The sequence below is a fragment of the Leifsonia sp. EB41 genome (assembly GCF_041262565.1).
Taxonomy (GTDB): Bacteria; Actinomycetota; Actinomycetes; order Actinomycetales; family Microbacteriaceae; genus Leifsonia.
The window spans coordinates 1,014,561-1,037,450 of sequence record NZ_JBGCCJ010000001.1; the positions used below are offsets into that span (position 1 = coordinate 1,014,561).

Here is a 22,890-nt window from a genome sequence, read left to right on the forward strand (position 1 = left end):
CGGACCACGCGGATCAGCCGGTTTCGGCGAGTCTCACGAAGTCGTCGAGCTGGAGCTGCTCGCCCCGGAGCGAGGGGCTGATCCCCGCGGCCTCCAGGGCGGTCGCGGCACTGTTGGGGTCGCCGAAGACGACGGAGAGGGCTTGGCGGAGGGTCTTCCTGCGCTGCTGGAACGCGGCGTCCACGAGGGCGAACGTGCGGCGGCGGAGCCCCTCGTCGCCGCGCGGCTCCGCACGACGGTCGAAGGCGACGAGCACCGAGTCCACGTTGGGCACCGGCCAGAAGATCTGCCGGCTGACGTTGCCCGCCGTGCGCCAATCGCCGTACCAGGCGGCCTTCACGCTGGGCGCGCCGTAGACCTTCGAGCCGGGGCCGGCGGCGATGCGGTGGCCGACCTCCGCTTGCACCATCACCACGCCGGAGCGGAGGGTCGGGAAGGTCTCCAGGAAGTGCAGCAGCACGGGCACCGAGACGTTGTACGGGAGGTTGGCGACCAGCCGCGTCGGCCGCTCCGGCAGCTCCGTCACCGTGAGCGCGTCCTGGTGCACGACGGTCAGCCGCCCGGCCGCGGAGGGCGCGAGCTGCTCGACCGTGAGGGGGAGCTGCCCGGCGAGCCGGCGGTCGATCTCCACGGCGACGACGCGCGCGCCGGTCTCCAGGAGGCCGAGCGTGAGGGAGCCGAGACCGGGCCCAACCTCCACCACGACATCACCCGCCTCCACCTCCGCCACCCGGACGATCCGGCGGACGGTGTTGCCGTCGATCACGAAGTTCTGGCCGAGCTTCTTGGTCGGGGTGACGTCGAGCAGCTCCGCGAGGTCGCGGATCTCGGCCGGCCCGAGCAGGCGCAGCTCGCTCACGCGATCGTCCCGATCGGGCCCGACGGAGGCTGGCCGACCGGCTCACTGTCCCAGCGGCCGTACACGAGCTCCGTGTTGGAGTTGATCTGCGCCGCGAGCGTGGAGGCGTCGGTCTCCAGATACTCCGCCATCGCGCGCAGCGTGTGGGGGATGAGGTACGGCGCGTTCGGACGGCCGCGATACGGCATCGGGGTGAGGAACGGCGCGTCGGTCTCGACCATGACCAGGTGACGGGGCGCGGCCTGGAGCGCAGCCCGCAGGCCGGGAGCGTTCTTGAACGTGACGTTGCCGGCGAACGACAGGTACCAGCCGTTGTCCGCGCAGATCTCGGCCAGCTCCCGGTCGCCGGAGAAGCAGTGGAAGACGGTGCGCTCGGGAGCGCCGACCCGCTTCAGCGTCGCGATGACGGCGGCGTGCGCGTCCCGGTCGTGGATCTGAAGGGCGATGCCGTTCTGCTTCGCGATCTCGATGTGCGCCTCGAAGGACGCGAACTGCGCGTCGCGGCGCGGCCCTGCCTCCGTGCGGAAGAAGTCGAGCCCGGTCTCCCCGACAGCTCGCACGCGCGGCCGCCCGGCCAGTTCGGCGATGGCGGCGAGGGCGTCGTCCAGCTCGCCGCGCTCGGCGTAGTCGGGCGCGTCGTTGGGATGGAGGGCGACGGCGGCCAGCATCCGCGGCTCGATCGCCGCCATCTCCGCCGACCAGCGGGAGGTCTCCACATCGTTGCCGACCTGGACGACCCCGCGCACACCGACGCTCGACGCGCGGTCGAGCTGCTCGCGGTAGTCGAGCGGGTCGTCGCCGTCCGCGATCTCCAGGTGCGTGTGGTTGTCGTACACGGGCACGACGAGCGCCTCCGGCAGCGGCGGGTACGCGAGGTCGCGACCGTCGGTGACGTGTCGCTGCCGGATGAACGCGGGGTCGGTCATGCCCCCTGCACCACGTCCGCCTCGATGCGCGGGAACAGCGCCTCGAGCCCGTTGACCTCGGTTCCGGCCGGGAGCTGTCCCCAGTCGCCTGCCCTCCGCAGCGGCTGCGCGTCCAGCGGGCCGAGCTCCGCGGTGACGCCGAGCGCCGTCCACAGTTTCGCCGTCGCCTTCGGGATGACCGGCGAGAGCAGCACCGCGAGCGCGCGCAGGCCCTCCGCCGCCGTGTAGAGCACCGTCTGCAGGCGCTCGCGCTTGGCGTCGTCCTTCGCGAGCGACCACGGCTCCTGGATCGTGATGTAGCCGTTCAGCTCGTCCACCACCGTCCACACCGCTGCGAGCGCGTCGTGGATCGCCAGCGTGCTCATCGCGGCGTCGGCGTCGGCCGTGGCCTTCGCGACGACCTGCTGAACATGGAGGTCGGCCTCCTCGTAGCTCCCCGCGGGCGGCACGACGCCCTGGAAGTAGCGGGTGACCATCGCGACGACGCGCGACGCCAGGTTGCCGAAGCCGTTCGCAAGCTCCGCCTGGTAGCGCGCGGCGAGGTCCTCCCAGCTGAACGAGCCGTCCTGGCCGAAGTTGATCGCGCGCAGGAAGTAGTATCGGAACGCGTCGGAGCCGAAGGTGTCGGTGATCTGCGTCGGCGCGATGCCGGTCAGCTTGGACTTCGACATCTTCTCGCCGCCGACCAGCAGCCAGCCGTGCCCGAAGACGCGGTGCGGCACCTCCAGGCCCGCGGCCATCAGCATGGCGGGCCAGATGACGGCGTGGAAGCGCAGGATGTCCTTGCCGACCAGGTGCGTCGCCGGCCAGCGGCGCTCGAAGGTCTCGTCGTCCTGGCCGTAGCCGACCGCGGTCACGTAGTTGAGCAGCGCGTCGAACCACACGTAGACGACGTGCGACTCGTCCCACGGCACCTTGATGCCCCAGTCGAAGCTCGACCGCGAGATCGACAGGTCGCTGAGACCCTGGCGCACGAAGGACACGACCTCGTTGCGGGCCGACTCCGGCTGCACGAACTCCGGGCGCTCCTCATAGAGGGCGAGCAGACGGTCGGCGAAGTCGCTCATCCGGAAGAAGTAGTTCTTCTCCTGCAGCAGCTCCAGCGGCTTGGAGTGGATGGCGCAGACCTTCTGGCCCTCGTACTCCCCCGTGCCGTCGACGATCTCGCTCTGCGGCTTGAACTCCTCGCAGCCGACGCAGTAGAGCGCCTCGTACTCGCCGGCGTAGATGAAGCCGTCGTCGTACAGCTTCTGCAGGAACTTCTGCACGTTCTTCTCGTGCCGCTCGTCGGTGGTCCGGATGAAGTCGTCGTTCGCGATGTCGATGGTCTTCAGCAGCGGCAGCCACTCGTTCGTCACCAGCCGGTCCGCCCACTCCTTCGGGGTGGTGCCGTTGGCGGTCGCGGTGCGCAGGATCTTCTGCCCGTGCTCGTCGGTGCCGGTGAGCAGCCAGGTGTCGTCGCCGGCCTGACGGTGCCAGCGCGCGAGGACATCCGCGGCGACCTCCGTGTAGGCGTGCCCGATGTGCGGGACGTCGTTGACGTAGAAGATCGGCGTGGTGATGTAGAACGCGGAGCCGTCGGACATGGTGACTATCCTACGGGCGAGCGGGGGCCTCCTCGCCGTTGTTACCGACCGGGTGCGCGAGGGGCTCAGCGCTTGGCGGCGAGGGCCGCCTGGTAGAGGTCGCGGCGGGAGAGGCCGGTGGCCTCGGCGACCTCGGCGGCGGCCTCCTTGAGACGGGCGCCGTCGGCGACGAGGGTGAGCACCTGGGTGAGGGCGGCGGCGGGGTCGGCCTCCCGGGCCGGGGCGCCCGCGACGACCACGACGATCTCGCCGCGCGCACCGTCCGCCGCCCACTCGGCCAGCTCCGCGAGCGTGCCGCGGCGGACCTCCTCGTGCAGCTTCGTCAGCTCGCGGCACACCACGGCGCGACGGTCGGCGCCGAAGACCGCGGCCAGGTCGGCGAGGGAGGCGCCGAGCCGGTTGGGCGACTCGAAGAACACCATCGTGCGCTGCTCGGCCGCGAGCGCTCGCGCCGCCGAGGTGCGCTCGCCGTGCTTGCGCGGCAGGAAGCCCTCGAACGTGAACCGGTCGGTCGGCAGACCCGACACGGCGAGCGCAGTGAGCACCGCGCTCGGACCGGGCACGACCGTCACGCCGACGCCGGCGGCGGCAGCGGCCTCCACCAGCGGGAACCCGGGGTCGGAGACCGTCGGCATCCCGGCGTCGGAGAGCACCACCACATCCTGGTCGCGGGCGAGCTCCACCAGCTCGGCGGCGCGGTCGCGTTCGTTGTGCTCGTGCAGGGCGATCAGCCGCGGCCGGTTCTCCACCCCGAGTCCGGCGAGGAGGCGCTGCGTGACGCGCGTGTCCTCGGCGGCGACCACCGTCGCGGAGCTCAGCAGCTCGACCAGGCGGGCGGAGGCGTCGCCGAGGTTTCCGATCGGCGTCGCGGCGAGGATGATCATGGGTCCAGTCTGTCAGGATGTCCTGGTGACCTCCCCCTCACCCCTCGCGGGCGACACGGCCTCCGCGGCCGACCTCGCCGCATCCGGAGCCCGGCCGGCCGCGCACGCCGCGCCGGCCCGCACCGGCAGCCGGCTGGACGACTGGTGGGCGCGCGTCCTGCGCACGCCGCTGCGGCTGCAGCTCTGGTACTGTGGCGCGCCGATCGCGGTCACGCTGCTCGCCGCGATCCTGCGGCTGTGGGACCTCGGCAGCCCGCACGTGCTCGTCTTCGACGAGACCTTCTACGTCAAGGACGCCTGGAGCCTCTTCCACCTCGGCTACGAGGGGAGCTGGCCCGACAAGGCCGACCAGTCGTTCAACGCGGGCAACACGAACATCTTCCAGTCGTCCCCGTCGTTCGTCGCGCATCCGCCGCTCGGCAAGTGGATCATCGCGCTCGGGATGGCCGCGACCGGCGCAGGCAACTCCTTCGGCTGGAGGCTGTCGACCGCCGTGGTCGGCATCCTGGCCGTGCTGGTCGTGTTCCTCATCGCCCGCGCGCTGTTCTCCTCCACGATCATCGCCACGATCGCAGGCTTCCTGTTCGCGATCGACGGGCACGCCATCGTGATGAGCCGCGTCGCGCTGCTCGACAACATCGTGATGTTCTTCGCGCTGCTCGCGTTCGGCTGCATCCTGCTCGACCGGCGCTGGCACGCGAACCGGCTCGCCTTGAAGCTCCTCGCCGCCCGCACTGCGGGCCGAGACCCCTCCTGGGGACCGGTGCTCTGGTGGCGGCCGTGGCTGATCGCCGCGGGGATCCTGACCGGGCTCTGCGCGGGCGTGAAGTGGAGCGGCTTCTACTTCCTCGCGTTCTTCGCCGTGTACGTCGTCGTCGTGGACATCGTGGCCCGGCGCCGGGAGGGCGTGGCCTTCTACGTCAGTGGCGGCATCCTCAAGCAGGCGCCCGCGACCTTCGTGCTGATGGTTCCGATCGCGTTCCTCTCCTACCTCGCCACCTGGACCGGCTGGCTGGTGACGAAGGGCGGCTACTACCGCGAGTGGGCGCAGTCGGTGCACACGCAGTGGACGGGCGGCCTCTCCTGGGTGCCGCTGTGGTTCCAGAACTTCTGGCACTACCAGTCGGAGATGTACAACTACAGCATCAACCTGCACGTGCCGCACCCCTACCAGGCCAACCCGCTGACCTGGCTGTTCATGATCCGGCCGACGAGCATGTACTACTCGGGCGACGCGTACGGCCAGTCCGGCTGCACCGCGCCGGGAGGCTGCTCCGCGGCGATCACGTCGCTCGGCAACCCGATCATCTGGTGGGCCGCCGCTGCCGCGGTGTTCTACCTGGTCTACCGGCTCGCCCGCTACCGCGAGTGGCAGGTCGGCCTCATCCTCACCGGGCTCGCCGCGGGGTACCTGCCGTGGCTGCTCTACATCAACCGCACGATCTTCCAGTTCTACGCGATCGCGTTCGAGCCGTACACGATCCTCGCCCTCGCGGCGGTGATCGCGCTGGTGCTCGGCAAACGCACCGACCCGGAGCGGCGACGCCGCACGGGGATCGCCTGGACGGCGGTGTTCCTGGGTCTCGCGACCGTGGTCAGCGCGTTCTTCTGGCCGATCTGGACGGCGCAGCAGGTGCCGTTCTGGTTCTGGCAGATCCACATGTGGCTGCCGAGCTGGGTCTGAGCTTTCCGCTCGGGCCGGGAATGCCGCCGGGGGGCTACCACCGTCGGCCCCGGGTGGTAGACCGTTCAGTATGGATGCCGAAGAGCCGCTGAACCTCGTCCCCCTTCCCGGAAGCGAACGGCCTGAGCGGCCCGGCTTTCAGACGCACGGAGCCCTCGCTCCCGACACGCCCGTCGAGGCGACGCTGATCCTGCGCCGCCGGGCACCGCTCCCCGACGACGCCTTCACGTCGCACCTGACGACGCAGGAGCTCGCCGACCGCTACGGCGCCTCGCCGGAGGACCTCCAGCTCGTGACCTCCACCCTCAAAGCCCTCGGCGTCACCATAGACGAGGAGAACGCCGCCGAACGGCGCGTGCGCGTGTCCGGTCCGGTCTCCGTCCTCGCCCGGGTGTTCGGCACCGACCTCGCCGAGGCCCGGCCGGCCGACGCCGGCGAGGACGCCCCGAGCTACCGGCAGCGCTCCGGCGGCCTGAGCATCCCGGCCCAGCTCGACGGCGTCGTGACCGCGGTGCTCGGGCTCGACGACCGCCCGCAGGCGCGCGCCCAGTTCCGGCTGACGCCGGCCGCCGCGGTGAGCACCAGCTACACCCCGCCCCAGCTCGGGAAGGTCTACGACTTCCCCGCCGGCACGGACGGCAGCGGCCAGACCATCGCCATCATCGAGCTGGGCGGAGGGTACGTGCAGGCCGACCTGGACACGTATTTCGCCGGCCTCGGCATCCCCTCGCCGTCCGTGACCGCCGTCGGCGTGGACGGCGCCGCGAACGTCCCCGGCCAGGACCCCAACGGGGCCGACGGGGAGGTCATGCTCGACATCGAGGTGGCCGGCGCCCTCGCCCCCGGCGCCGCGCTGCTCGTGTACTTCGCGCCCAACACCGACGCGGGCTTCCTGGACGCCGTCAGCACCGCCGCGCACGCGACCCCCACCCCCGCCGTCATCAGCATCAGCTGGGGCCAGTCGGAGGACCAGTGGACCGCCCAGGCGCGCAACGCCTTCGACCAGGCCCTCCAGGACGCCGCCGCCCTCGGCGTGACCACGACCGTGGCGGCCGGCGACGACGGCAGCACCGACCGCGTCAGCGACGGCAAAGCGCACGTCGACTTCCCGGCGTCCTCCCCGCACGCCCTCGCCTGCGGCGGCACCCGGCTCGAAGCGAATCCGTCGACCGGCGCGGTGACCTCGGAGACCGTCTGGAACAACGGCACGGGCAACGGCGCGACCGGCGGCGGCGTCAGCGACGTCTTCGCACTGCCGACCTGGCAGGCGAACGTCGGGGTGCCCGCCGCCCCCGCCGGGACGCACGCGGGAGGCGCCGCAAAGCCCCCCGGCGGGACTCACGCGGGAGGCACCGCGAAAAAAGGTTCCGGCGGCCGCGGAGTGCCCGACGTCTCGGCCGTCGCCGACCCGCAGACCGGCTACCAGGTCCGCGTCGACGGGAAGGACATGGTCATCGGCGGCACCAGCGCTGTCGCGCCGCTGTGGGCCGCGCTCATCGCCCGGCTGGCGCAGTCCAGCGGGACCCGCTTCGGGCTGGTGCAGCCGAAACTCTACGACTCGATCCGCGCCGGACAGGTCGCCACGGGCTTCCGGGACATCACGTCCGGGAACAACGGCGTCTACACCGCCGGCGCGGGCTGGGACGCCTGCACCGGCCTCGGCGTCCCCGACGGAGCCCACCTCCTGTCCGTCCTCTGACCACGCAACTGACTGACAGGACACGCCGCCTCGCCCAGCCGCGAGGCGGCGTGTCCTGTCAGATGGATGCTCGGGGTGGTCGGGGGCGGGTGTGCGGGGACGCAAGAATGGAGGGGTGACCTCACCCGCCACTCCGCCCGTACCCTCCCCCGCCCGCTCGGCTCTGGCGTGGCTGCCCGGCGTCGCCGTCGCGGCGCTCGCAGCGGCCGCGGCCTGGGGCATCCACTGGCTGGCGCCGGCGGTGCCGTTGCTCACGGCGGCGGTCGTGCTGGGGATCGTCGTCGGGCAGATCCCGGCCGCGCGCGGCGCCCTCGGCGGAGTGCTGGCCCCCGGTCTCGCGGTGAGTGCGAAGCGGCTGATGCGGATCGGCATCGTGCTGCTCGGCCTCAAGCTCAGCCTCGGCGACATCGCCGGGCTCGGCTGGGTCGCCATCCTGACGACCGTCGGGATCGTGGTGTTCAGCTTCGCCGGGACCTTCCTGATCGGCCGGCTCTTCCGCCTCCCCGGCCACCAGCCGCTCCTGATCGCGACCGGATTCTCGATCTGCGGCGCGTCCGCGATCGGCGCGATGAGCGGCGTCGTGAAGCCGAAGGACGAGGAGGCCGCCACCCCGGTCGCGCTGGTCACCCTGTGCGGGACGCTCGCGATCTTCGTGCTGCCGCTGCTGTGGCATCCGCTGGGACTCTCCGGCATGCAGTTCGGTCACTGGGTCGGCGGCGGCGTCCACGACGTCGGCCAGGTGGTCGCGACCGCGCAGATCGCAGGGCCGGCCGCGCTCTCCGTGGCGATCGTCGTCAAGCTCACCCGCGTCCTCATGCTCGCCCCGACCGTCGCGATCGCGGCGATCGTCGAGCGCCGCCGCCAGGTGGAGGGCGACCCGAGCGTGAAGCGCCCGCCGATCGTCCCGCTGTTCGTCGCGGGCTTCATCGCCGCCGTGCTGATCCGCTCGTTCGTACCGCTTCCGGCCGCCGTGACGGACGGCGCCGACACGATGCAGACGATCCTGCTCGCGATGGCCCTCTTCGGCCTCGGCACCGCCGTCCGGCTGCGCGCCCTCCTCGGCACGGGCTGGCGCGCGCTCGCGACCGGGCTGCTGTCGTGGGCCCTGATCGCTGCGCTGGCGCTCGGCGCGGTGTGGGTGTCGGCCGCCTGATCGCCCGGTCGCGCGCTAGTGCACGAGCTTCAGCCCGACCACGCAGCCGACCAGGCCGAGGATGAGCAGGAGCTTCACGATCGAGAATCCGTCGCCGCCGAATACCATCGCGTAGAGCACGGTGAGCGCTGCGCCGATGCCGACCCAGACTGCGTAGGCCGTGCCGGTGGAGATCTCGCGCATGGCGTACGCGAGGCCGCCCATCGAGGCGATGAGTCCGACTGCGAAGACGACGGTCGGCCAGAGGCGGGTGAACCCCGCCGACTTCCCGAGGGCCGTCGCCCAGACGGCTTCGAGCACGCCGGAGAGGATGAGGACGATCCACGACACGATGACGACTCCTTGGCCAGTCTTGTCGCGTGCCGGGTACTGAACCGTCGTCCGGGATCGCGGTGCTGCGATCTCCACCAGGGTAGCGTCGCAGCCTGAGCACACCCGGTGCACGGCTGCCGCGCAGCGTCCGATGCGGATGACCGCGTGTTACGGCACCCGCCGGACGGGCTCCAGCAGGCTCGGGTAGCGTGGCCGCATGGCTGATCGCGAATATGGCTTCCGTACCCGTGCGATCCACGCGGGAAACATCCCCGACCCTGTCACCGGGGCGCGCGCACTGCCGATCTACCAGACCAGCGCCTTCGTGTTCGACGACACCGCGGACGCCGCCGCGCGCTTCGCGCTGCAGAAGTACGGCAACATCTACTCCCGGCTGGAGAACCCCACGGTCGCCGCGTTCGAGGAGCGTGTCGCGAGCCTGGAGGGCGGTATCGGCGCTGTCGCGACCGCGAGCGGGCTGAGCGCGCAGTACATCACCTTCGCGTCGCTGGCCGGTGCGGGCGACCACATCGTGGCGTCCGCGAACCTCTATGGCGGCTCGATCACGCAGCTCGACGTGACGCTGCGCCGCTTCGGGGTGGACACGACCTTCGTGCAGAGCTCCGACCCCGCCGACTACGCGGCGGCGATCACCGACCGCACCAAGCTCGTGTTCGCCGAGACGATCGCCAACCCGTCGGGTGAGATCGCCGACATCGAGGGGCTGGCCGAGGTCGCCCACGCCGCCGGCATCCCGCTGATCATCGACTCGACCATCGCCACGCCCTACTTGAACCGCCCGATCGAGTGGGGCGCAGACGTCGTCATCCACTCGGCGACGAAGTTCCTCGGCGGCCACGGCACGACCCTCGGCGGCGTCGTCGTGGAGAGCGGCCGCTTCGACTGGCACACGGAGAAGTTCCCGCTGTTCGGCCAGCCGGTGCCGTCGTACGGCGGGCTGCAGTGGTCGGGCAACTTCGGCGAGTACGCCTTCCTCACCCGGCTCCGCGCCGAACAGCTCCGCGACATCGGGCCCTCGCTCGCGCCGCATTCCGCGTTCCTGCTGGCCCAGGGTGTCGAGACGCTGCCCTACCGAATCCAGGCGCACGTCGACAACGCCCGCGCGGTGGCAGAGTGGCTGGACGAGGACCCCCGGATCGAGAAGGTCTTCTGGGCCGGCCTGCCCGAGCACCCGCATCACGGACGCGCACAGAAGTACCTCCCGAAGGGCCCCGGCAGCGTGTTCTCGTTCGTCGTGAAGGGCGGACGCGAAGTCGGCCAGCGCCTGATCGAGTCGCTGAACCTCGCCAGCCACCTCGCGAACATCGGCGACGCGAAGACGCTCGTCATCCACCCCGCCTCCACGACGCACGCGCAGCTCACCGAGCAGCAGCTCCTCGACGCGGGCGTGCTCCCCGGCGTCGTGCGCATCAGCGTCGGCATCGAGGACGTGGACGACATCATCTACGATCTGGACCAGGCGCTCAGCGCAGCGGCGAAGGAGGCGGCAGCATGACCGACACCACGACCGACGACTCCACCACGACACAGGTCCAGCTCGTCAACGGCCTGAGCTGCTCCCTCCCCTCCGACTCGCCCCTGGCCAAGCTCCTGAAGTCGCAGCGCACCTGGACCGGTCCCGATGCCAAGGAGCGTCTCCGCATCCTTCGCGCCGCGAAGTCGGTCGCGATCGTCGGCGCGTCGGCGAACCCGGCGCGCTCCAGCTACTTCGTCGGGACGTACCTGCAGCAGTCGAGCGACTTCCGCGTGTACTTCGTCAACCCGAACGCCGACACCATCCTGGGGCAGAAGGCCTATCCGGATCTGGCCTCCCTTCCCGAGGTGCCGGACATCGTGGACGTGTTCCGCCGCGCGAGCGACATCCCCAGCGTGATCGACGAGGCCGTCGCCGTCGGCGCGCCGACCGTCTGGGTGCAGCTCGGCATCTGGAACCAGGAGGCCGCCGAGTACGGCGAGTCCCTCGGCCTTACGATCGTGATGGACCGGTGCATCAAGATCGAGCACGCCCGCTTCCACGGCGGACTTCATCTGCTCGGCTTCGACACCGGCCAGATCACCGCGCGCAAGACGCTGCGCTGACCTACTCGTCGACCGCTTTCAGCGCACCTCCCTTCAGCGCACCTCCCTTCACCGCGGGCAGTGACTCCATCGCCTGCGTGAGCCGCTTGTCGGTCGTTACGAGCGGCGCCGTGAGCAGCTCGGACAGTGCGACGAACGTCGCGTCGAACCCGCTGAGACTGCCCCGCAGATCCCACACCCGCTGCTCCACCGTCTCGAACGGCCACGACTCGATGGGGAGCTCCAGCAGCTCGGCGTAGGCCATCGAGGCTTCGCCATCGCTCAGGTCGCCCCGCAGCCGCAGCTTTCGCAGGACGTTGGCCGCCTCCGAGAACATCAGGTCGGGAGCTGCCAGGTCGCGGCCACGTAGTCGTTCTGCCACGGCACGGCCGTTCTCGCCGGGGTCGGTGAGGAGGTCGATGACCGCGCAGGTGTCGACGATCACCGTCTCCGGCAGACCGAAGTCGTGCGGGAGCGGTTCGGCGGACGCCGCTGAGGGGTGCGCGGAGAGGGCCGCCGTGCGTCGCACGGCGGCCGCCACCGCGGTCATTCGCGGCTCCGGGCGATCATGTCGGCCACGGCCTCCCGGTCGAGCGGCGGGAAGTGCTCGGCGCGGCGCCGGATGCTGTCGAGGACGTCGTCGACCGTGCGCTTGCCGGCGAGACGGGTGAGTTCATGCACGAGGTACTCCTGAAGTGATCGCCCCGAGCGCGCCGCACGCGCCGCGAGCTCGTCGCGGACCTCGTCCGGAACGGAGCGGATGGTGATTGAAATGGGCATGCATGCAGTTTAGCAGCAGGGGTGGCATTGTGCAGGTGCCTTTCTGTAGGTGGATGTGATGTGTCCATCCTGGGCGGGCGATGGCATGCGGAAACGGCCCGCGGGAAATCAGTGGAGAAGCCGCCCGGAGTCAGAGGCTGTGGAGGAGTTCCGCACGGCGGCGGTCACGCACGCGCGACGATGTGGAACACGTGCCAGTGCTTCGGCCCCTCGAACGACATCCCACGCCGGTCGTCCTCGACCAGCCGCAGGACCTCCAGCCCGGTGAGCATGGCCTCCACCCCTGCGCGGTCGTGGAAGTTCATCCCCGGGCGCCCGAACCACTCGTCGTGCGGCCCGAACAGCTCGCCCGCGAACACGCCGCCCGGCTCGATCGCGTCCCGGATGTCCGCCCACAGGTAGGGGAACTGCGTCGGGTCGCAGAACGGCAGAGCGAACCCGGCGTAGACGAGCTCGGCGCGCGGCAGCTCGCCGAGCGCCTCGAAGGTGGCGCAGCGCGTCGACACGCGGGCGGAGGCCTCCTGATCGAGCCCGGCGCGAACCCGCTCGTCCACCGCCGGATCGGAGTCCACTGCGAGCACCTGCCAGCCGCGCTCCGCGAGGTCGCGCGTCTCGACTCCGTCGCCGCAGCCGAGGTCCACGGCGGTCCCCGCCGGCCCGTCCCACGCCGCGAGCGCCGACTCGAACGTCGGCCGGACGCCGCGTCCGCCCTGCTTCTCGTAGAAGTGCGACCAGTCGAACGCCATGCCCTGAGCCTACGCGCGGCGCGGCACGTAACGCCCGGCCCTGGCTAAAATCGGCAAGTGGATTCCGCGCCCTCCCGTCCCCGTGTCGCCGTGCTCGGCCCGGTGCTCGTCGAGGACCGCACCGGTGCGCTCGCCGAGCCGTCCGGCACGCGCGGCAAGAGCCTCATCGTGGCGCTGGCGCTCGCCCCGGGCGGCCGCTCGGTCCCGGCGCTCGTCGACGACCTCTGGGACGACGCTCCCCCGCGGCAGGAGCGGGCTGCGCTGCAGACGCTGGTCTCGCGGGTGCGCACGAGCAGCGCCGACGGCATCCTGGAGTCCACGCCGAGCGGCTACGCGCTGGCCGTGGGCGCGCACGGCACCGACCTGAACCTCGCCGCGCACCACCTCGAGTCGGCCCGCCGCGCACTGGCCGCCGGCGCCCACGGCGACGCGCTCCGCGAGGCGGACTCCGGACTCGCGCTCTGGCGGGGCGAGCCGGGGCTGGAGCTCGCCGGCTCCCGGCTCGGCGAGGAGCTGGCCAGAACCGCCGCCGAGCTCCGCACCGAGCTGCTCGCCGCCCGCGCCCGCGCCGCCCGCGAGAGCGGCGACTCCACGACCGCCCTCGCCGACCTCCACGAGCTGCTGCGGGTGCGCCCGCTGGACGAGTCCCTGCACGCCGAGCGGATCCGCGCCCTCGCCGCCGCCGGCCGCCGCAGCGACGCCCTGCTCGCGTTCGCCGACCTCACGGAGGCTTTGCGCGAACGCCTCGGCACACGCCCCGGCCCGGAGCTGGTCGCCCTGAACGCCCGGCTGCTCGCCGAAGAGGACCAGCGCGAGGATGAGCGCGAGCCCACGCAGCCGCGCCGGGTCCGGATCGGACTGCGCACCGCGCCGAACGCACTGGTCGGCCGCGAGTACGACCTGGAGGCCGTGGAGGACCTGGTCGCCACCTCCCGTCTGACGACCATCCTCGGCGCCGGCGGACTCGGCAAGACCCGGCTCGCCCACGAGGTCGGACACCGCGCCATCCACACCCCCGCCGTCGTCCTGGTCGAGCTCGCGAGCGTGCGCACCGGCGCGGACGTCGAGCTGGCCTTCGCCACCACCCTCGGCATCCGGGAGGCCAGGACCGCCCGCCTGGCCGAGCCGGGAGCCCAGCTCGACCTGCGCTCGCGCATCCTCGGCCTGCTCTCCGAGCGCGAGACGCTGCTCATCGTCGACAACTGCGAGCACATCATCGACGCTGCCGCCGCGTACGTCGAGGACATCCTCTCGGCCACGCCGACCGTGCGGGTGCTCGCCACCAGCCGCGCCCCGCTCGCGATCGGCGCGGAGCGGGTCTACGCGCTCGGCCCGCTGCCCTCCGACGACGACGGCCCGGCGGTCGAACTCTTCCGAGAGCGTGCCACGGCCGCACGCCCCGGCGTCGTGCTGCCGCCGGAGGCCGTGGCCCGGCTGTGCGCGAGGCTCGACGGCCTCCCGCTCGCCATCGAGCTCGCCGCCGCGCGCACGCGCTCGCTGTCGGTCGACGAGATCGAGCGGCGACTCGGCAACCGCTTCGCGCTGCTGACCGGCGGCGAGCGCACCGCGCCGGAGCGCCACCGCACTCCCTTCGCGGTGATCGACTGGAGCTGGAACCTGCTGGCGGCGTCGGAGCAGGCCCTGATGCGCCGGCTCTCGGCCTTCCCCGACGGCTTCAGCGCGGAGGCCGCGGAGGCGGTCGCGGGTACCGGCGCGGCGTCGGTGCTCGACGACCTCGACGCACTCGTCGCCCAGTCGCTCGTGACCGTCTCGGAGGACGAGGACACCGGCATCCTGCGCTACCGGATGCTGGAGACGGTCCGCGAGTTCGGCGACCTGGAGCTGACGGCGGCCGGGGGGGCGACGATGTGCAGGCCGGAGTGGACGCCTGGGCGATCGCATTCGCGCGCGACGCGATGGCCCACATGCACGGCCCGGACCAGGTGCCGACCTTCGCCCTGGTGACCGCCGAGCAGGACAACCTGGTCGCCGTCCTCCGCTCGGCGATCGACGGCGACCGGCCCGCCACGACGGCCCCGGTGTTCGCACTGCTGGCGTACTACTGGTCCCTCCGCAGCACCCACACCGAGGTGCTGGGCTTCGGCGCCGCCGTGCTCGACGCGCTGGCCGGGTGGGAGCCGGAGGGCGACGACCGGGAGGCCGCTGCCGCCTGCTACGCGCTGATCGGCGGCACCTTCCTCTACGCAGGCCTGCGCACCGCCGTCCGCGCGATCTCGCGCCTGCGCCGGCTCCGCCGTGGCGCGCCCTTCGCCGACCCGCGCCTCGGCGCCATCGCGAGCCTGGTCCTCGCGGCCGGGCACGTGGAGCCGGGGATGCGCCTGCTCGCCGAGTTCAGCCGCTCGGCCGACCCCGAGCTCGCCGCGATGGGCGGCCTCCTGACCGCGCAGCTCCAGGAGAACGCGGGCGAACTGGACGACGCGCTCGCGAGCGCGACGCGGGCGCACGAGAAGGCCATCGAGGCGCAGGACACCTGGTCCCGGGCCTCGGCCGCGCAGACCCTCGCCCAGCTCCACAGCCAGCTCGCGCACCCGCACGAGGCGCTCGCCTGGGCCGCGAGCGCCCACGAAGGACTCGCGACGCTGCGCGCGGCGGGCGACCTCCGCCAGCTCGACTGGCTGATCGCGGTCAACTCCATCTCCGCGGGCGACGTGGATCGGGGGCGCGCCCTGCTGGAGGACTACCTGCACGAGGAGGTCGACCGCACCGGCTTCGACTACGTCGACTATTACGGGATCGGCTTCGCCGGCCTGGCGGAGATCGCGCTGGCGGAGGGCGACCACGCACGCGGCGTGCGGCTGTACGACGAGGCGATCGGCGTCTACACGGACGACACCGCCGTCGAGCGCGAGGCGGTCGCGAACCCGTGGCTGACCATCCTGGGCGCCGCACTCATCGCGGCCCGGCTGCGCGCGCAGGAGGCCGGGATCCCGGACGACGACCCGCTTGCCGCGACGGAGACCGCGGAGGCCGCGCGTCGGCTGCGGGTGCGCGTCCTGGTGAACGCCCGGCTGAGCCCGCAGTACCTCGACAAGCCGGTGATCGGCACCGGCCTCCTGGGCGTCGCGATCTGGATGCTCGACGCGGAGGTCGGCGCCGCCCGCGGCGACGAGTGGGTGGACGCGGGGCTGGAGCTGTTCGCCCTGGCGGCGCGCGCGAACTCGCGGCAGGACATCGTGAGCCTCCACCGGCCGGCGCTGGCCGAGCGGGTGCGGCGGACCTGGGGCGACGAGCGGCTGGCCGCGGCGCAGGCGGCTGCAGCCTCGATCGGGCGGGATGCGGCGGCCGTGCGCGGGCTGGAGCTGCTGGCCGGAATTCGCGTCTGATCGGGCGGCGAACCGCCAGCGATGGATTTCGCCCGGCCGGCCGTATGCGAGAATCGACGACCGTGACCATCTTCGATCCCCGCCGGAACAGCATCGGCTTCATGCGCCTCGTGATGGCGACCGCCGTCATCGTCTCGCACGCGTGGCCGCTCGGCGGATTCGGCGCCGATCCCGGACGGACCTCGAACAACCTCGGGTTCCTCGCGGTCGAAGGCTTCTTCGCCATCTCCGGCTTCCTCATCACCCGCAGCGGCGAACGGCTCACGTCCGGCCGCTTCCTCTGGCACCGCCTCCTGCGCATCATCCCGGCGTACTGGGTGACCCTGCTCCTCATCGCGCTGGTGTTCGCGCCGATCGTGTGGCGGGCATCCCACGGCCTCACCGAGTACCCCTTCGCGTCGCCGAACCCGATCGGCTTCTTCGTCAACAACCTGCTGCTCGCGAATAACCAGCAGCAGATCGGCGACACGCTCGCGTCGAACCCCTACCCGACGCTCTGGGACGGGCCGATCTACACGCTGCCCTACGAGTTCGCGTGCTACCTGATCATCCTCGCGCTCGCGGCGATGCGCGTGCTCAACCGCCGCGTCGTGACGGTGCTCTTCGTCGCCGCGTGGGTCTGGCAGCAGGTCGTGCTCTTCAACCTCCTCGGGATGACCGAGCCGCGTCAGCCCACGCTCACCGTGTGCTTCCTGCTCGGCTCGCTGATCTACCTGTGGCGGGATGTGCTGCTCGATCGCCGGCTGTCCTGGTGGCTGTTCGGCGGCTGCCTCGTCGTCGCCGGCGTGACGTACGCGACGGCCGGGTTCCGCCAGATCGGCGTCCTCGCGTTCGCGTACCTCATCATCTGGGCCGGCGCGCGGCTCCCCTTCACCACCGTCGGTGTCAAGCGCGACCTCTCCTACGGCCTGTACCTCCTCGGCTGGCCTGTGCTGCAGCTCGCCTCGTTCTTCGGGTTGAACGCGCTGGGGCTTCCGCTCTACCTCACGATCGTCCTGGTGGTGACCGCCGGGCTGGCCACCGCCTCCTGGTACCTGGTCGAGTCCACGGCCCTGCGACTCAAGAACATCAGCGTGCCCGCGTGGCTCGGCGGTCGCCGCGAGCCCGAACGGGACGAAGTCCGCGTCTGATCCATGTGGCGGCGACCATGCCGCCACACGCACGACCGCGGCCGCCGCATCCCTCCGCAGGATGCGACGGCCGCTGTCGCTGAACGGGAGGCTAGGCCTTCCGCATGTACGCCCGCACGGTGAGCGGGGCGAAGACCGCGACGATCACGGCCGCGCCGAGCAGCGCCCACCAGCCGTCGACGCCGAAGGTGCCGTTGTTGGCGAGGTCGCGGACGGCCGTCACCAGGTGCGAGACCGGGTTGATGTTGACGAACCACTGCAGCCACTGCGGCAGCGTGTTCACCGGCACGAACGCGTTCGAGAAGAACGTCAGGGGGAACAGGACCAGGAACGAGATGCCCTGGACCGACCCCGCCGTGCGCGCGATCACGCCGAAGAACGCGAAGATCCAGGAGATCGCCCAAGCGCAGACGATGACGAGGAGGCCGGCGAGGATCACGAAGCCGAGGCCCGCCGCGGGCCGGTAGCCCATGAAGAAGCCGGTCACGAAGGTGATCGTGGTCGCGATCGCGTACCGCAGCGTGTCGGCGAGCAGCGCCCCCGACAGCGGCGCGATCCGCGCGATCGGCATGGACTTGAAGCGGTCGAATACGCCTTTGTCCATGTCCTCCCGCAGCTGCACGCCGGTCACGACCGAGGTCGTGATGACGGTCTGGGCGAGGATGCCGGGGATCAGGTACGGCAGGTAGCCGGAGACACTGCCGGTGATCGCGCCGCCGAACAGCAGGGCGAACATGATCGTGAAGATTATCGGCTGCAGCGTCACGTCGAACAGCTGCTCCGGCGTCCGCTTGATCTTCAGGAGGCCACGGTGGGCCATCGTGATCGTGTTGGCCAGGGTCTGGCTGAGGCTGACGTGGTTCTTGAGGTTCCGCTCGGACGGCGGGGTGATGGTGGCGATGGCGGTCATGCCCGGACTCCTTCGGATGCGGCGTTCTCGGCCTCGGCGGTGTCGTCTTCGGTCTCGTCGTCGTCGACCCCGTGGCCGGTCAGCGTGAGAAACACCTCGTCGAGGGTCGGCTTCTGCACCGACATCTCCTGGAGGTGGATACCCGCCTCGCGGAACGTGACGAACAGGTCGGTGACGGCGTCGGCGTCGCGCATGGGCGCGGTGAGCCGGGAGCCTTCGGGCGAGACGACGGCCTCCACGCCGAGCACGGTGGCGATGGCGCGGCGGGCGTCCTCGATGTCGGCCGGGTCGGTCAGGCGGAGCTGGAGGGAGGACTCCCCCACCGACGCCTTCAGCTCGTCGGCGGTGCCCTCGGCGACCACGCGACCGCGGTCGATGACGGCGATGCGGTCGGCGAGCTGGTCGGCCTCGTCCAGGTACTGCGTGGTGAGCAGGACGGTGGAGCCGGTGGAGACCAGGCGGCGGATGGTGTCCCACATCTGGGCGCGGGTCCGCGGGTCCAGGCCCGTGGTCGGCTCGTCGAGGAAGATCAGCGGCGGCTGCGCGATCAGGCTGGCGGCGAGGTCGAGGCGCCGGCGCATGCCGCCGGAGAACTTCTTCAGCGGGCGCTTGGCCGCGTCGGACAGCCCGAACTCCTCCAGAAGCTCGGCGGTCTTGGCCTTCGCCTCACGGCCGCTGAGGCCGAGCAGGCGGGCGAAGATCATGAGGTTCTCGTTCGCGGACAGGGTCTCGTCGACGGAGGCGAACTGGGCGGTCACGCCGAGGAGCTGGCGGACGATCTGCTGCTCCCTGCGGATGTCGTGGCCGAAGATGAACGCGTCGCCGCCGTCCGGCCGGAGCAGGGTGGCGAGCATGGAGATGGTGGTGGTCTTCCCGGCGCCGTTCGGGCCGAGGACGCCGTAGACGGTGCCGGCGCGGACGTTCAGGTCGACGCCGTCGACCGCCCGGTTGTCGCCGAAGACCTTGACGAGCCCGTGGGCCTCGACGGCCCACTCGGTGCTGCGAGTCATGGTGGTCCTTCCTGGTGAGGTGGATGTGTCGATGCTCGCGGAGGGCGCTTGCACGGCGCTTACGCGGCGCTTACAGAGCCGCGGCGGCGCTGTAAGCGGCGGCCGCGCTGCCGAGGAGGACGGCGACCCGGCAAGGCTCAGCCCGCGTCCCGGAGCGCCGCGACGACCGCCGGCCGGTCCACGCCGGCCAGGGTCAGCGCCCGCGGGACGGTGCCGAGCTCGAGTCCGAAGATCGCCGTGACGAGGTCGGCCTCCCCCGAGCGCTGGCGGCGATGCGCCGACGCGACGCGGTGGGCGCGGGTGAGGGCCTCCTTGGCCGACGCGCCCCAGCGCGGGCGGGCGACGCGGGGCGACGCGACGAGCCGTTCCTCCGGAGGTGGCGTGACGCCGGCGACGCGGAGGCTGGTCTCGCGTTCGGCGAGCAGTGCGGCTTCCAGGCCGGCGGGGTCGAGTCCGGCGGACGCGAGCACGTGGCGGACCGCCCCACTGCCGTCGCGGGAGAGCGCGAGAAGCAGGTGCTCGGCCTCCACGAGAGTGGCGTTGCGGCGCTGGGCCTCGGTGACCGAGGCGTTCACCACCGAGCGCAGGGCTTTGGAGAGCGGCTGGCCGGGGGCGTTGTTGGCGGTTCCGGGAGGGATGTCAGACATTTCGTCTCCTGAGGGCTACGCCTGCGGCGGCGACGCGACGCAGGTGCTTCTTGTGCACGGCCTGGCGGGTGACGCCGAGCGCGTCGGCGATCTGGGTCCAGCTCCAGCCGTCGCGGAGGGCGTGCTCGACCTCCGCGTCTTCGAGACGGTCGGCGAGCTCGCGGAGGGCCACAACGGCTGCGAGACCGTCGGCGACCCCGCCGAGCGGGTCCGGAGCCGGGATGGGAGGGTTCATGAGAGCAACCTTAGTTGCTTAATCCGATTTGTCAACTTAAGTTGCGTAGCGAACGGAGGAGATTCGCGTCGCCACGCCGGTCCACAGCAGCGAACGGAGGAGATCCGGCCGGATGTGAGCCGGGAGTCCTCCGTTGGCGGCGGCGGCCCCGCGCGGTGGGCAACGGAGGAGATCCGGCCGAGCCGAGGCCGGAACTCCTCCGGAGGCTGACATTCAGCACCCACCGCGGGCGCATGTCCTCCGTTGCAGCGCGGGCGTAGGGTGACCGGCATGAACATCGGCGTCGGAACGACCGTCTGGCTCGGGGACCGCCCGGGCGTCGTGGTGGAGGGACCGGACGAGGGAGGTCAATTCCTCATCGAGTACACGCCCGTGGAGGGCGGACTGGACACCACCTGGTGTCCGCCGGGTGACGCCAGGGTGAAGGTTCGCGAAACCTGAGTTCTGCGCGGGATTTCTGCGCCAATGCGCACGTTCACGCGGGAATCCCGCACAATCGGCGACGTACACTGGAGAAGTGACTGCGTACGTCTCCGCCTTCGACCTGTTCTCGATCGGCATCGGGCCCTCGAGCTCGCACACCGTCGGACCCTTGCGGGCGGCGAAGGCGTTCGCCGACCGCCTCGTCGCCGACGGGCTGGTTGAGCACGTCGACCAGGTCACCTGCACCCTCTACGGCTCCCTCGGCTCGACCGGGATCGGGCACGGAACGCCGGACGCGGTCGTCGCCGGCCTCCGCGGCAACGAGCCGGAGAACTGCCGGCCCGACGACGTCCGCGGCGCCTGGTCCGGGATCGGCGACGGCACCACGCTGCGCCTCGCGGGGGTGCACGACATCCCGCTCAGTAAGGGCGACATCGACTTCGAGCCGCGGACGCGCCTCCCCGGCCACCCCAACGCCCTCACCCTGCGCGCCTGGGGCAGCAGCGCCGACGGCACGCGCCAGCCGCTCCCCCTCCTGGAGGAGACCTACTACTCGATCGGCGGCGGCTTCATCCGCCGGGACGGCGAGGAGGCCGACCTCGCCGCGCGCGCGTCGCACCCGCTGCCCTACGACTCGGCCGAAGAGCTGCTCGCGATCTGCGCGCGGCTCGACATCCCGATCTGCGAGGTCGCCCGGCGCAACGAGATCGCCCTGCACGGCGAGGAGGCCACGGACGCGCGTCTCGACCTGATCTGGGAGGCGATGGCCGAGTGCGTCGCGCGCGGACTGGCCGGCGACGGAACCCTCCCCGGCGGCCTCGGCGTCAAGCGTCGTGCGGCCGCGATGCGCGAGCACCTGGAGAGTGTCCAGGACGACCCCGGGCGCGCGACGTCGCTGGAGTGGCTGCACGCCTTCGCGCTGGCTGTGAACGAGGAGAACGCCTCGGGAGGCCGCGTCGTCACCGCGCCGACGAACGGCGCCGCGGGGATCGTGCCGGCGGTCGCGCACTACTACCTGCGCTTCGTGCCGGGCGCGACGCTCGACGGCATCCGCAAATACCTCCTCACCGCGACCGCGATCGGCTCGCTGTTCAAGGCGAACGCCTCCATCTCCGGCGCGGAGGGCGGCTGCCAGGCGGAGGTCGGCTCGGCCTGCGCGATGGCCGCGGGCGCGCTCTGCGCGGTCCTCGGCGGCACGCCGACGCAGGTGGAGAACGCAGCAGAGATCGCGATGGAGCACCACCTCGGCCTCACCTGCGACCCTGTCGGCGGCCTCGTGCAGATCCCGTGCATCGAGCGGAACGCGATCGCGTCCTCCACCGCCGTCTCCGCCGCCCGGCTCGCGCTGCACGGCGACGGCTCGCACCTGGTCTCGCTGGACACGGTGATCGAGACGATGCGCCAGACCGGCCTGGACATGTCGACCAAGTACAAGGAGACCAGCGAGGGCGGCTTGGCGGTCAACGTCATCGAGTGCTGAGGCGGGCACGTTACAGACGATTGCGCGCCTCGTAGGCGAGGTCGGGGGCCGCCGTTAGCGTGGTTCGCATGACTCTCACGACCGCGCATTCCGGCGAGCCGATCGTCCCCGATCCCGCGACAGGCGCCGGCCTGGACGAGGCCCGGGCCGCCGCGGTCGGCGCCGCGCTGGCCGGGCCGGTGGTGTCGACGCAGTGGCTCTGCGACCATCTCGGGTCGGACGGGCTCCTCGTGGTCGACGCCTCGGTCGTCGCGGTCAGCGGCGCCGACGGGCGTCCGGAGTACGTCAGCGGGCTCGGACGGCACGACGAGAGTCACGTCCCCGGTGCGGTGTTCGCCGACCTGCTCGAGCGGTTCAGCGATCCGGACGCGCCGTTCCCGTTCACGCGCCCCGGCGCGGAGGCGTTCGCGGCGGCCGCGGCAGCGCTGGGCGTGGACACCGACACCACCGTCGTCGTCTACGACGGGGCGGTCGGGCAGTGGGCCGCGCGGCTCTGGTGGCTGTTCCGCTCGTTCGGCCACGACCGCGTCGCGGTGCTCGACGGCGGCGTGACCAAGTGGCGCGAGGAGGCCCGCCCACTGGAGTCGGGGCCCGTCGCGCCCGAGCCGGCCCGCCGCTTCATCGCCGCGGAGCTGCCGGGGTTCTGGAGCGACCGCGGCGACGTGGAGGCGCTCCTCGCGGGCGACCGGACCGGGACGCTGGTCTGCGGCACTCCGCCGAAGGACTTCGCCGCCCGGCACATCCCGGGCAGTGTGAGCGCGCCGGCCGTGCGACTGGTGGACCGCGAGACCAACGCGTTCCTGCCGGCCGTGGGATTGCGCGACCTCTTCGCCGACGTGCTCGCCTCCCCCGACCCGATCGTCGCGTACTGCGGCGGCGGGATCGCGGCGGCGGCCGACGCCCTCGCCCTGGCGCTGCTCGGCCGGGACGATGTGACCGTCTACGACGGGTCGCTGAACGAGTGGGCGTCCGATCCGGCGGCGCCGCTCGCGAGCGTCTGAGT

23 protein-coding genes and 1 riboswitch are annotated in these 22,890 nt (G+C 71.8%); of the genes, 11 read left to right on the forward strand and 12 right to left on the reverse strand.

The genetic code is table 11. The annotated features are described in order from the left end of the window. Positions 1–13 precede the first annotated feature (13 nt). The 4 genes from rsmA to rsmI form a co-directional block, all read right to left on the reverse strand. The gene (gene rsmA / locus ABH923_RS04950; protein WP_370054257.1) at positions 14–859 is read right to left on the reverse strand and encodes a 16S rRNA (adenine(1518)-N(6)/adenine(1519)-N(6))-dimethyltransferase RsmA; all 846 of its coding nucleotides are present in this window, start codon (positions 857–859) and stop codon (positions 14–16) included. Further along, positions 856–1,785 carry a TatD family hydrolase gene (locus ABH923_RS04955; protein WP_370054258.1) on the reverse strand — a complete coding sequence of 310 codons (930 nt, stop codon included), beginning with the start codon at positions 1,783–1,785 and terminating at the stop codon, positions 856–858. Before ABH923_RS04955 ends, rsmA begins: the two co-directional genes overlap by 4 nt. Then, the gene (gene metG / locus ABH923_RS04960) at positions 1,782–3,371 is read right to left on the reverse strand and encodes a methionine--tRNA ligase (protein ID WP_370054259.1); all 1,590 of its coding nucleotides are present in this window, start codon (positions 3,369–3,371) and stop codon (positions 1,782–1,784) included. Before metG ends, ABH923_RS04955 begins: the two co-directional genes overlap by 4 nt. Before the next feature lie 65 nt (positions 3,372–3,436). Next, a complete protein-coding gene (rsmI, locus tag ABH923_RS04965) occupies positions 3,437–4,255 on the reverse strand; it encodes a 16S rRNA (cytidine(1402)-2'-O)-methyltransferase (RefSeq protein ID WP_370054260.1) in 819 nt (272 codons plus the stop codon). A gap of 25 nt (positions 4,256–4,280) precedes the next feature. Between rsmI and ABH923_RS04970 the strand changes: the two genes are divergently transcribed. From ABH923_RS04970 to ABH923_RS04980, 3 genes are all read left to right on the forward strand, one after another. After that, the gene (locus ABH923_RS04970) at positions 4,281–5,939 is read left to right on the forward strand and encodes a dolichyl-phosphate-mannose--protein mannosyltransferase (RefSeq protein ID WP_370054261.1); all 1,659 of its coding nucleotides are present in this window, start codon (positions 4,281–4,283) and stop codon (positions 5,937–5,939) included. 70 nt (positions 5,940–6,009) lie between these two features. Beyond that, on the forward strand, positions 6,010–7,638 hold the full coding sequence (locus ABH923_RS04975; RefSeq protein WP_370054262.1) for a protease pro-enzyme activation domain-containing protein: 1,629 nt from the start codon (positions 6,010–6,012) through the stop codon (positions 7,636–7,638). A 115-nt stretch (positions 7,639–7,753) separates the two neighbouring features. Further along, on the forward strand, positions 7,754–8,791 hold the full coding sequence (locus ABH923_RS04980) for a YeiH family protein (RefSeq protein WP_370054263.1): 1,038 nt from the start codon (positions 7,754–7,756) through the stop codon (positions 8,789–8,791). 15 nt (positions 8,792–8,806) lie between these two features. Here ABH923_RS04980 and ABH923_RS04985 read toward each other — a convergent pair whose 3' ends face one another. After that, a complete protein-coding gene (locus ABH923_RS04985; protein ID WP_370054264.1) occupies positions 8,807–9,121 on the reverse strand; it encodes a multidrug efflux SMR transporter in 315 nt (104 codons plus the stop codon). A gap of 11 nt (positions 9,122–9,132) precedes the next feature. Continuing rightward, a riboswitch (guanidine-III (ykkC-III) riboswitch) is annotated at positions 9,133–9,197 on the reverse strand. Between the two features lie 123 nt (positions 9,198–9,320). Here ABH923_RS04985 and ABH923_RS04990 point away from each other — a divergent pair. Continuing rightward, positions 9,321–10,619, forward strand: a complete 1,299-nt coding sequence (locus tag ABH923_RS04990) for an O-acetylhomoserine aminocarboxypropyltransferase/cysteine synthase family protein (protein WP_370054265.1) — start codon at positions 9,321–9,323, stop codon at positions 10,617–10,619. Then, positions 10,616–11,203 carry a CoA-binding protein gene (locus tag ABH923_RS04995; protein ID WP_370054266.1) on the forward strand — a complete coding sequence of 196 codons (588 nt, stop codon included), beginning with the start codon at positions 10,616–10,618 and terminating at the stop codon, positions 11,201–11,203. Before ABH923_RS04990 ends, ABH923_RS04995 begins: the two co-directional genes overlap by 4 nt. A 1-nt stretch (position 11,204) precedes the next feature. On the opposite strand, the gene ABH923_RS05000 is transcribed toward ABH923_RS04995, so the two are convergent. The 3 genes from ABH923_RS05000 to ABH923_RS05010 all read right to left on the reverse strand — a co-directional run bounded on the left by ABH923_RS05000 (position 11,205) and on the right by ABH923_RS05010 (position 12,708). After that, positions 11,205–11,732: a type II toxin-antitoxin system VapC family toxin gene (locus tag ABH923_RS05000; RefSeq protein ID WP_370054267.1), complete on the reverse strand. Its 528-nt coding sequence runs from the start codon at positions 11,730–11,732 to the stop codon at positions 11,205–11,207. After that, a complete protein-coding gene (locus ABH923_RS05005; RefSeq protein WP_345834400.1) occupies positions 11,729–11,962 on the reverse strand; it encodes a hypothetical protein in 234 nt (77 codons plus the stop codon). Before ABH923_RS05005 ends, ABH923_RS05000 begins: the two co-directional genes overlap by 4 nt. Before the next feature lie 164 nt (positions 11,963–12,126). Further along, on the reverse strand, positions 12,127–12,708 hold the full coding sequence (locus tag ABH923_RS05010) for a trans-aconitate 2-methyltransferase (protein WP_370054268.1): 582 nt from the start codon (positions 12,706–12,708) through the stop codon (positions 12,127–12,129). 57 nt (positions 12,709–12,765) lie between these two features. Between ABH923_RS05010 and ABH923_RS05015 the strand changes: the two genes are divergently transcribed. The 3 genes from ABH923_RS05015 (at position 12,766) to ABH923_RS05025 (ending at position 17,182) form a co-directional block, all read left to right on the forward strand. Then, complete coding sequence (locus tag ABH923_RS05015) at positions 12,766–14,673, forward strand: BTAD domain-containing putative transcriptional regulator (RefSeq protein ID WP_370054269.1); 1,908 nt, start codon at positions 12,766–12,768, stop codon at positions 14,671–14,673. Beyond that, positions 14,589–16,052 (forward strand): hypothetical protein, encoded by a 1,464-nt coding sequence (locus tag ABH923_RS05020; RefSeq protein ID WP_370054270.1) that lies wholly within the window; start codon positions 14,589–14,591, stop codon positions 16,050–16,052. The genes ABH923_RS05015 and ABH923_RS05020 overlap by 85 nt, the downstream gene beginning before the upstream one ends. Positions 16,053–16,114: 62 nt before the next feature. Then, positions 16,115–17,182 (forward strand): acyltransferase family protein, encoded by a 1,068-nt coding sequence (locus ABH923_RS05025; RefSeq protein ID WP_370054271.1) that lies wholly within the window; start codon positions 16,115–16,117, stop codon positions 17,180–17,182. 91 nt (positions 17,183–17,273) lie between these two features. Here ABH923_RS05025 and ABH923_RS05030 read toward each other — a convergent pair whose 3' ends face one another. The 4 genes from ABH923_RS05030 to ABH923_RS05045 form a co-directional block, all read right to left on the reverse strand. Continuing rightward, entirely contained in the window at positions 17,274–18,092 is an 819-nt protein-coding gene (locus ABH923_RS05030; protein ID WP_370054272.1) for an ABC transporter permease, read from the reverse strand. Next, on the reverse strand, positions 18,089–19,102 hold the full coding sequence (locus ABH923_RS05035) for an ATP-binding cassette domain-containing protein (protein ID WP_370054273.1): 1,014 nt from the start codon (positions 19,100–19,102) through the stop codon (positions 18,089–18,091). The genes ABH923_RS05030 and ABH923_RS05035 overlap by 4 nt, the downstream gene beginning before the upstream one ends. A 137-nt stretch (positions 19,103–19,239) precedes the next feature. Then, positions 19,240–19,749, reverse strand: a complete 510-nt coding sequence (locus ABH923_RS05040; protein WP_370054274.1) for a Clp protease N-terminal domain-containing protein — start codon at positions 19,747–19,749, stop codon at positions 19,240–19,242. Further along, on the reverse strand, positions 19,742–19,984 hold the full coding sequence (locus ABH923_RS05045) for a helix-turn-helix domain-containing protein (protein WP_370054275.1): 243 nt from the start codon (positions 19,982–19,984) through the stop codon (positions 19,742–19,744). Before ABH923_RS05045 ends, ABH923_RS05040 begins: the two co-directional genes overlap by 8 nt. A gap of 270 nt (positions 19,985–20,254) precedes the next feature. Here ABH923_RS05045 and ABH923_RS05050 point away from each other — a divergent pair, with 270 nt between their 5' ends. The 3 genes from ABH923_RS05050 to ABH923_RS05060 all read left to right on the forward strand — a co-directional run bounded on the left by ABH923_RS05050 (position 20,255) and on the right by ABH923_RS05060 (position 22,888). Further along, positions 20,255–20,425, forward strand: coding sequence for a hypothetical protein (locus ABH923_RS05050; RefSeq protein ID WP_370054276.1), 171 nt, complete (start codon positions 20,255–20,257; stop codon positions 20,423–20,425). A 76-nt stretch (positions 20,426–20,501) separates the two neighbouring features. Continuing rightward, the gene (locus tag ABH923_RS05055) at positions 20,502–21,887 is read left to right on the forward strand and encodes an L-serine ammonia-lyase (protein ID WP_370054277.1); all 1,386 of its coding nucleotides are present in this window, start codon (positions 20,502–20,504) and stop codon (positions 21,885–21,887) included. Positions 21,888–21,955: 68 nt separating this feature from the next. Beyond that, positions 21,956–22,888, forward strand: coding sequence for a sulfurtransferase (locus ABH923_RS05060; RefSeq protein WP_370054278.1), 933 nt, complete (start codon positions 21,956–21,958; stop codon positions 22,886–22,888). Positions 22,889–22,890: the final 2 nt, after the last annotated feature.